The organism is Candidatus Oscillochloris fontis (genome assembly GCF_004138135.1).
Lineage (GTDB): Bacteria > Chloroflexota > Chloroflexia > Chloroflexales > Chloroflexaceae > Oscillochloris > Oscillochloris fontis.
In genome coordinates, this window is the sequence record NZ_RYFD01000080.1 from 1 (window position 1) to 9,267 (window position 9,267).

Below are 9,267 nucleotides of genomic sequence, written 5' to 3' on the forward strand. Positions count from 1 at the left end.
CCCGTTGCGGGCGTTCAAGGTGAGCGGGTGGGTAGTGCTATGTCGCAAAAAGACCTGGAAACTTAATTTACGGACTACTAAAGCAAGTAAACTTATTACACAAGTATTGAGGCAAAATATTAATAATGATACTGCATGGGTACTGGCTGCGAGCATAACAGGAGAACATGACAAAAAGGTTGAGTGTCTCCATCGCGCTTTACAGATTAATCCTGATAACAAAGTAGCGCAACAATCTCTCAGAGAAGCAGAAGGTGCTCCGCCCCCGCCCCCAGAACCAGTAGAAACGACTACACTCCCGTCTTCAGATTCGGTAAAATTATCACCGAAAATACCATTAAAATCAAAACCGCATGAATTACAGAAAAACGACCAAAATACATTAATTTTTTGGTCTAGGTATATTTAATACGATTATGATTCTAGTAAGCCTCTTATTTAATAGTCGAGCATTCATACGTTTTTCAATAGGAACAGATGATTTGGAGCCAGTCGGTACCTATTTGTTGAATGTTCAGAATCTACAGGATATTCCTAATCCCGAAGAGAACTTTCAATCAGCAGGTAATAATATGAGCTATCGGGATTTTATTCACCAACGCACGAATGGATCTATGCAAATTATATCAGAATGGGCTTCGAGTCATTCACCAACTGGCTTAGGGTTGTTTTTATTCTCAGATAATACATGGAAGACTATGTATGAACATGAGTCTGTGGGCTATATCGCTATAGGAGATGATAGCCTTATCTATACTCAGAGTGAAAACATCTATAATAGTCAACTAACACAGATCAATAGTTTACCTGGTTTGAACTTAATACCTGGTATTGGTGGAACACTATTTTTAGGCATCGCTAGTGATGGTTCAATCCAAATCTATTCGTCAGGTTCTACGACGCCGATTGGTCCTGGAGGTAGCTTTCCTGGCTTTGAGAATGAAGAGAATGTGCGTTCAATGTATGGTCAGTGGGCAGAAGATCCCTATGTCTTTGATCGCCATGTTATCTTTAATCCTATACTTGACTATATCATTCTTATTCCACCAGAAAATGACCGAATTATCCAGCGAGATTTTAGTTTAGAGCAATTACTGCAAAAAGCAGGTGTTGATTATCTGGTTGTTGTTTCACAACCAGATATACATATCGCTGCCGGCACAACGTGGCAGTACAAAATTGAAACGTTATCCAATAATAATGAGATTAAATTCTCATTAGATTTTGCTCCTGAAGGCATGAATATACAGGATGACGGTACACTTACATGGGCGGTACCATCCGACCATAGTGGTGGTACTGAGAAGGTAGTCGTCTTAGTCGAGAATGGAATTGGTGACTCAACCTACCACAATTTTGAATTGAACATCAAACCCTTGCCGTAATGGCATGGCTCGTTTGGTATCTTGGGGTACACCCAACAGGGCATGTGCAAAGTTCTTGGGGTGCAGCCACCCCCGCACCCCCACCGGAGGTGACTTTGCACATGCCCTGGTACACCCAAAGATCTCCTTGACAATGTCGCGTGACTTTGTTACTATCTCACAAGCACCCTCACAACTAAAGAGTGCAACTCATCCAGAGCGGTGGAGGGACCGGCCCGATGATACCGCGCCAACCACTAGGTATAGTGAGTGACACCCACTTCGGGTGGCGTTCCTACGCCTATGTATGGTGGCAATTCCGGCAGTGCAATCTGGAAGATGAGAGGCTGGCCGCGCATACCGTGTCGAGCCATACAACGTACCTACGTAACGCCCTCATCGTCGCCGATGGGGGCGTTTTTGCTGCCCCCACCTGAGACCCTAAGGAGCAGCCCGATGTCTGAACCGCAGTTCAATGGCTTTGAGACCCTCGCCCTTCACGCCGGTCACGTCGCAGATCCGACCACGGGGGCACGCGCGGTGCCAATCTATGCGACAACATCCTATCAGTTCAAGGATACCGATCACGCTGCGCGCCTCTTCGGCCTCCAGGAATTTGGCAACATCTATACCCGCATGATGAACCCGACCACCGATGTCTTTGAGCAGCGGATGGCCGCGCTCGAAGGTGGCGTGGCCGCGCTTGGTGTGGCGTCGGGCCAAGCGGCAATTACGCTGGCTATCCTCAACATTGCCGGGGCAGGTGATAATATTGTCGCCTCCAGCGATCTCTATGGCGGTACCTACAATCTCTTCCGCCATACGCTGAGCAAGATCGGCATCACCACCCGCTTCGTTGATGCACGTGACTATGACGGCTTTGCCACCGCGATTGATGAGCATACCAAAGCCTTCTTCCTCGAACTGGTCGGCAACCCGCGCCTCGACATCCTCGATCTCGAACGCATCGCGGCGATTGCCCACACCGCCGGTGTGCCGGTGATTGTGGATGCCACCACCGTGACGCCCTATCTCTGGCAGCCGCTCAAGCACGGGGCCAACATCGTCATTCACTCGGCCACCAAATATATCGGCGGCCACGGCACAAGCATCGGCGGGGTGGTGGTGGATGGCGGCAACTTCGATTGGACCCAGGGGCGCTTCCCCGGTCTCACTGAACCAGACGAGTCCTACCACGGGTTGATCTATACCCAAGCCTTCGGCAATCTGGCCTACATCCTCAAGCTGCGCGTGCAGGGGCTGCGCGATATTGGGGCGGCAGTGAGTCCCTTCAATTCGTTCCTCTTCTTGCAGGGCCTAGAGACGCTGCCGCTACGCATGGAGCGCCATTGCAGTAATGCCCTGGCGGTTGCACAATACCTGAGCGCACACCCTAAGGTTGCCTGGGTCAACTACCCTGGCCTGCCCAACCACCCCAGCTACGAACTGGCCAAGAAGTATCTGCCCAAGGGCCAGAGTGGCATTCTCGGCTTCGGTATCAAGGGCGGGCGCGAAGCGGGCAAGACCTTCATCAATAACCTGAAACTCTTCTCGCACCTCGCCAACATTGGTGACGCCAAGAGCCTTGCGATTCACCCCGCCTCTACCACCCATAGCCAGCTTACGCCCGAAGAGCAGCGCCTCACCGGGGTGACGGACGATTACATTCGGCTCTCGATTGGAATCGAGACGATTGACGACATCATTGCCGATCTGGAGCAAGCTTTGAGCAAGTAAAGGAATAATGCCGCAGGTTGCCTGAGCAACCTGCGGCACGACATGACGCATATGATTGCCTACCAGCGTAACCCCCATCCCGGTATTGGCCTCGTGAGCCGCCAGCAGATGAGCTGGACTACCCCACTGCCCCTTGAGGGCGGCGGTTCACTTGCGCACTACACCTTGGCCTATGAGACCTACGGCACCCTGAATGCCGAGCGTACCAATGCGATTCTACTGCTACATGCCTTCTCTGGTGATGCCCATGCGGCTGGGCGCAACAGCCCACATGACCGCAAGCCGGGCTGGTGGGACGAGATGGTCGGGCCAGGGCGGGCCTTCGATACTGAGCGCTATTTCTTGATCTGCTCGAACGTCATTGGTGGCTGCCAAGGCTCCACCGGGCCATCCTCGCGCAATCCCGCGACCGGACGCCCCTACGGTGGCGAGTTTCCGGTGATCACCATTGGCGATATGGTGCGTGCCCAGGCGCGCCTGATTGACGCCCTCGGTATTGAGCAACTCTTCGCCATTGCCGGTGGTTCGATGGGCGGATTCCAGGCGCTCGAATGGGCCACCGCCATGCCCGAACGGGTGCGCAGCGTGATCGTGATCGCCAGCAGCGCCCGTTCCGCTACTCAAACAATCGCTTGGAACAGTATTGGGCGGCGCGCCATCATGAATGACCCGCGCTGGCGCGGTGGCGACTACTACGGCCACGAGCCACCCACCGATGGCCTCGCGGTTGCCCGCATGATCGGCCACGTCACCTACCTGAGCGAAGAGTCGCTCGAAAACCGCTTCAGCCGCCGTCTGCAACACAACACCGAACGTGCCTTCGGCCTGGAGTCAGAGTTTGCCGTCGAGAGCTATCTGGAATACCAGGGCGACATCTTCAATACCCGCTTCGACGCCAACTCCTATCTCTATATTACCAAGGCCATGGACTACTGGGATCTGCCGGGGCTATATGGTTCCTTAGATGCAGCCATGGCGCGTAGCAATGCGGAATTTTTGCTCATCTCGTTCGATAGCGACTGGCTCTACCCACCCAGCGAATCGGAAGCCATCGCCACCGCGCTGCACCGCACCGGTCACTACGCCGAACACCACATCCTACACTCCGAAGCTGGTCACGACTCGTTCTTAGTTGATTTTGCGGCCCAAACCCCACTGATCACCAACTTCTTGGATCGGTTTGCAATCGCACCACCAATGGAACGGGCCGTAGCGGAAGAAGTATCAGGGCTGGGGCGACACTGGGCCGATCTCTAACACGCGATAGCCCACCGTATTGATCACCTGCGTCTCATGGTACTGCGTCTCGGTCGCCACATCGTAACCATACGAAAGATGGATGTGCCCGTGGATCAGATAGCGTGGGCGAAAATGATCCATCAGCCAGAGGAAGGCGCGAAAGCCGTGGTGTGGGTAATCGGGGCCATTATGGATACCATGCGGTGGCGCATGGGTGATCAAGACATCCAAATAGCGCCCGTAGCGTAACCGATTCAACAAGAGTTGCGGTGCCAACCGCCATGCCCGACGCATCATCTCGGCCTGCGTATAGAGGTGCTCCCCTTCAGGCTTATAGCGCAACGATCCCCCCAAGCCCGCGATGGTCAGCCCACCGTACGCGACACAGCGATCCTCCAGACAGACTCCCCCACGCACCGTATCCACTACCAACCCATCGGCCTGGATTTCCGGGCCATCGTGATTCCCCCACACATAGTAACAGGGCACCCCTAGCATCGTCATCACAAAATCGAGGTAGTAGATCGGCAGATCGCCACAGCCGAGCATCAGATCAACGCCAACAAAGCGCTGTTTCACATTCAGGCTATAAATAGCCGGAACAACTTCATCACTAATCGTCAGAATCTGCATCGATTCCTCGGCCCGGTAGGGGCGAAGCATCGCCCACCATGGTGCATGGAGAATACGAACTCTATTGGTGGGCGATGCTTCGCCCCTACAAAACCACGCAATACCCGCATTGTACTATACTCCCACCCGATCATGGTACAATACGCCGGTCAACCGTTGGCGTATACCCCTGGGAGGAGTTGTGCCGATCCGCTCAAAAGCCCACCTGATCGGGCTCGCCGCCTGTCTACTGGTGCTACTCACCACATGTAGTCTTTCGCGCAGCAACCCCACCACCATCCAGTTCTCTGGGTACGTGGCCACTCCGGATGCGCAGCCAACCGTGTTACCCTCGGTGACACCCTTCCCGGCTGGGGCAAGCGTTCCCAGCGTTGCGACCACCCCACCGCTTGTTGCCGTACTCGCACCCGCAACCGCCTCGACACTCACACCCGAACTCCAGACCATCGCCAATGAAATGGACTCCTACCTCAATCTGCTCACCGAACAGGGCAGTTTTAGTGGAGCCGTCCTCGTCGCCTACCAGGATCAGATCCTCGTGCGGCGTGGCTACGGCCTTGCCAACCAAGAACAAAACCTCCCCGCCGAAGCGCAGACCCGCATGCGGTTAGCGTCGGTAAGCAAACCCCTCACCGCGATTGGCGTGATGCAACTAGTTCAGGCGGGCAAACTCAACCTTCATGCCTCGATCTGCACCTACCTAAGCGATTGCCCCACAGTCTGGGGAGCGATCACCGCACATGATCTCCTGGCACACACCTCTGGCCTCCAGAACTACACCGACTTTATTGACTTCGAGAAGGTTGAAACCAGCCCCGTCAGCCCCAGCGATCTCGTGGCACGCTTTCGCGACGCCCCACTAGAATTTGTCCCTGGGGCCGCCTATCACTACACCAATTCCAATTATGTCATGTTGGGGCAACTGATCGAGGCAATTTCGGGCCAGAGCTACCCCGACTACATGCGCGATCACCTCTTCATTCCGTTGGGAATGTTCAACAGCGGCTACGACCCAGGCGATGCCAGCATCCTCGGCGGAACACGGGGCTATATCGGCATTGGCACCCCTTCAATTGCGATAGACACCAGCAACCTCTACGCAGCGGGTGGCCTCTACTCAACCGTAGACGATCTCTACCTGCTTGCCCAAGCCCTCAACGAAGGCACCCTACTCTCAAACGACCTCTTTACCCAGATATACACCCCCAACTTCTTCAACTACGGCTACGGCTGGAAGATCGAACAACGCTATGGGCAGACCGTCATCTACCACCCCGGCCTGATGAGCGGAGCCGTCACCTACTTCGGGCGCTACCCCGATGCCAACCTCACCATCATTGTCCTGAGCAACAACGAAGGTACTAACAGCATTGCCACCGCCGACTACCTCGCGGGAATGGTATTAAATAATTAGCCCCGTGCTGCCAACGCCCGCATGGCATCCTCACGCCCCAGCGCAAAGAGGCGCTCATGGGTCACCTCCTCATAATCAATAATCCAATCGAGCGGCATCAGATGGTCAGGCGCGATCACCGTAGGCAACGCAATCGGTTGCGGTAAATGACCAGGCGGCAAAAGCGTAGGATCATTCAGACGTTGCGCCGCATCCGCAAGACGAGCCAGCGCATCCGCAAGGCGATTATGCTGCTCTAACGCCTCAAACGCAACGTGGTAGGAAGCCAGCAAGGCCCAATCGAGAGTCAACGTTAGCGCCTGGACAAGATCCTGGGGCATAATCCCGGCGCGTTCACGCAACAGCGTCGGATCAGCATCCCAAGGCGTCATCATCACCACCAAAATATCCAACTCATCATCACCCGCCAGATCGATCACCGGATCAAGCGGCGTATTCGCCAACACCGCGCCATCCCAATACTTCCCACCACCAAGCTCCGTCCAAGGATAGACAATCGGAATACTCGACGAGGCCATGAGATGATCCATTGCAATCTGCTGCGCTGGACGGCCCGCCAGGGGCCGATTACAAAACACCTCTAGCCGCCCAGTCTGAAGATCAGTCGCCGCGATCAACAACGCCGGAGCAGCGGGGCCATTGATTCGCGAGAAATCCATCCAACCCGCCAGCGTCGTGCGCCAGGGAGCCGTATCGAGCAACGAACGAAAGGGACGGGCACGAAAGAGATCCACAAGGCGACCGAACAACTTCTGCGCACTCTGACCACGCTCCGAATCGGGCAAAGCATAGCCCTCCGCCCCTCCATGCGCCTGAGAAGTGAGCACACTACGCAAGAGAAAGCGCACTAGTGGACGGCTCAACGGCGGCAAATCATCGGAGAGGCGGTGGACATCCTCAGTGTGCATCTGCATCCAGAGCTGACGCAAATGGGCCACCCCCAACCCAGAAGCCAGCGCAGCCGCATTAATCGCCCCAATCGAGGTACCGGCAATAATATCCGGACCCTGACCATCCTGCATCCAACCAGCCTCAACCAGCGCCTCAAGCACCCCAATATGGTACGCCCCCCGTGCGCCACCGCCAGAGAGAACCAGCGCCTTCTTCTTCTGCTTCATCATCACAACTCCCCTCCACAACGGATGGTTATGCACCCGATAGAACGAAGGAAGCCGCCAATTCTGAGCTTCACAGCACCCTACTCATCCAGCGGACTACGCACCCCACGGCCACCGCGATTCAGCACATGGGTATAAATCATCGTCGTCTTCACATCAGAATGCCCCAACAACTCCTGCACCGTGCGAATATCATAGCCACTCTCAATCAGATGCGTAGCAAAACTATGCCGAAAGGTATGACAACTCGCATGCTTAGAAATCCCACTCGCCCGCACCGCGTCATGCACCGCACGTTGCAAGGCACCCTCGTGGACATGGTGACGTCGAATAAGCCCACTACGCGGATCACGCGAACGCTGATCGGCGGGAAAGAGATACTGCCACGCCCACGAGCGAGCGGCACCAGGGTTCTTCCGCGCCAGCGCAAACGGCAAATAGACCTCACCAAAACCCTCAGCCAGATCCTGCTGAAAGACCTGCTTCACACCCACCAAATGGGTACGCAACGGATCCACCAAACTCGCCGGCAACATCGTCAAACGATCACGCATCCCCTTACCATCGCGCACCACCACCTGAAGCATCTGAAAATCAAGATCCTTCACCCGCAGACGCAGACACTCCATCAAACGCAAACCACTCCCATAGAGCAATTGCGCCATCAACAAATAGACCCCCGACAACTGCGCAATTACCGCACGCGCCTCAGCGCGCGTAAGAACCGTCGGCAACCGACGCGGCTGCTTAGCCGCCTGCACCCCCTTCAAATCACCGGGATCAACCCCCAACAACTCACGATAAAGAAAGAGCAACGCATAACGCGCCTGATTCTGAGTTGAAGCAGCGACATTCAACTCCGTCGCCAAATGATTCAAAAACGCCAAAATCTCATCAGAACCCATTTCACGCGGATGGCGCTTCCCGTGAAAAAGAATATAGCGCCGCACCCAATCGAGATAACTCTCCTCAGTCCGCAACGAATAGTGACGACTACGCAACAGATCGCGCAACTGCTCAAGCAACGGGCGCTGCGAATCCGCCATCACAACCTCCTCGCCATACCTAGCAACGACCTTCAACCCGCAACCCAATCATAGCACATACATTCTCATTTGTAAAGAGGTAAACCCGAGAATAACGAAAACCCACACCACCCGCAACATCAGAGGGCACTCAAACGGTATGTAGAGCGACACATCAAACAACCGAAAGAGAAGCCACATGCGCACCCGACTCGTCCGCCGCCCAGGCGATTCAGGAACCAAAGAACTCGTCGCAGAATACGGCGAGCGACTCATCTGCGTCCGCTACCGTTACGACGCCAAGACAAAACAGCGCCACAAAACCATCGAACTGATCATCGAAAGCAGCGCGTGGGAACCACCGATCACCCCCGAAAGCATCGTCGCAATCCGCATCGGGCGCAAAGACCACGCGCTACAAGAGATCGTGCGCAACGCAGGGGGCACCTGGAACAACCAACAACAAACGTGGGAACTACGCTATGACCAAGTCATCGCCCTAGGGCTAAGCGAACGACTCATCAACCTCGAATTCGATCCCGAATAGGGAATTGCCAAGGCGTAGTAGGCATGCTATAATCGTACATCGGATATATATCTAGATCTAAACTACCCGTAGATCATGTCTCCCTGCGATGAATGCGGGGGGGATAATTTCATGTTGGGCGGCACCTCAACCCTAATGCCCATATCGAGCAGTACAAGCAGTATTGGGTGGACAATCTCAATCATCACCC

Annotated in this window: 9 protein-coding genes and 1 riboswitch; of the genes, 6 read left to right on the top strand and 3 right to left on the bottom strand. The window is 54.8% G+C overall.

Annotation, left to right across the window (positions count from 1 at the left end):
• The 4 genes from EKD03_RS18900 to metX form a co-directional block, all read left to right on the top strand.
• The coding region (locus tag EKD03_RS18900; RefSeq protein WP_238613571.1) for a tetratricopeptide repeat protein at positions 1 to 409 on the top strand (409 nt) is incomplete at its 5' end.
• 73 nt (positions 410 to 482) lie between these two features.
• Positions 483 to 1,385: a hypothetical protein gene (locus EKD03_RS17540; protein WP_129633646.1), complete on the top strand. Its 903-nt coding sequence runs from the start codon at positions 483 to 485 to the stop codon at positions 1,383 to 1,385.
• A gap of 186 nt (positions 1,386 to 1,571) precedes the next feature.
• Positions 1,572 to 1,710: riboswitch (SAM riboswitch) on the top strand.
• 110 nt (positions 1,711 to 1,820) lie between these two features.
• Positions 1,821 to 3,101, top strand: a complete 1,281-nt coding sequence (locus EKD03_RS17545) for an O-acetylhomoserine aminocarboxypropyltransferase/cysteine synthase family protein (RefSeq protein WP_129633648.1) — start codon at positions 1,821 to 1,823, stop codon at positions 3,099 to 3,101.
• A 42-nt stretch (positions 3,102 to 3,143) separates the two neighbouring features.
• Entirely contained in the window at positions 3,144 to 4,358 is a 1,215-nt protein-coding gene (metX, locus tag EKD03_RS17550) for a homoserine O-acetyltransferase MetX (protein WP_238613572.1), read from the top strand.
• On the opposite strand, the gene EKD03_RS17555 is transcribed toward metX, so the two are convergent.
• A complete protein-coding gene (locus EKD03_RS17555) occupies positions 4,326 to 5,003 on the bottom strand; it encodes a metallophosphoesterase (protein ID WP_238613573.1) in 678 nt (225 codons plus the stop codon). The genes metX and EKD03_RS17555 overlap by 33 nt on opposite strands.
• Before the next feature lie 151 nt (positions 5,004 to 5,154).
• On the opposite strand from EKD03_RS17555, the gene EKD03_RS17560 reads away from it, so the two are divergent.
• Complete coding sequence (locus EKD03_RS17560; protein ID WP_238613574.1) at positions 5,155 to 6,387, top strand: serine hydrolase domain-containing protein; 1,233 nt, start codon at positions 5,155 to 5,157, stop codon at positions 6,385 to 6,387.
• On the opposite strand, the gene EKD03_RS17565 is transcribed toward EKD03_RS17560, so the two are convergent.
• Both EKD03_RS17565 and EKD03_RS17570 read right to left on the bottom strand, forming a co-directional pair.
• Positions 6,384 to 7,508, bottom strand: a complete 1,125-nt coding sequence (locus tag EKD03_RS17565; protein ID WP_238613575.1) for a patatin-like phospholipase family protein — start codon at positions 7,506 to 7,508, stop codon at positions 6,384 to 6,386. The genes EKD03_RS17560 and EKD03_RS17565 overlap by 4 nt on opposite strands.
• A 77-nt stretch (positions 7,509 to 7,585) precedes the next feature.
• A complete protein-coding gene (locus EKD03_RS17570) occupies positions 7,586 to 8,551 on the bottom strand; it encodes an integron integrase (protein WP_129633650.1) in 966 nt (321 codons plus the stop codon).
• Positions 8,552 to 8,729: 178 nt separating this feature from the next.
• On the opposite strand from EKD03_RS17570, the gene EKD03_RS17575 reads away from it, so the two are divergent.
• Entirely contained in the window at positions 8,730 to 9,077 is a 348-nt protein-coding gene (locus tag EKD03_RS17575; RefSeq protein WP_129633652.1) for a hypothetical protein, read from the top strand.
• The last annotated feature ends 190 nt before the right edge of the window (positions 9,078 to 9,267 follow it).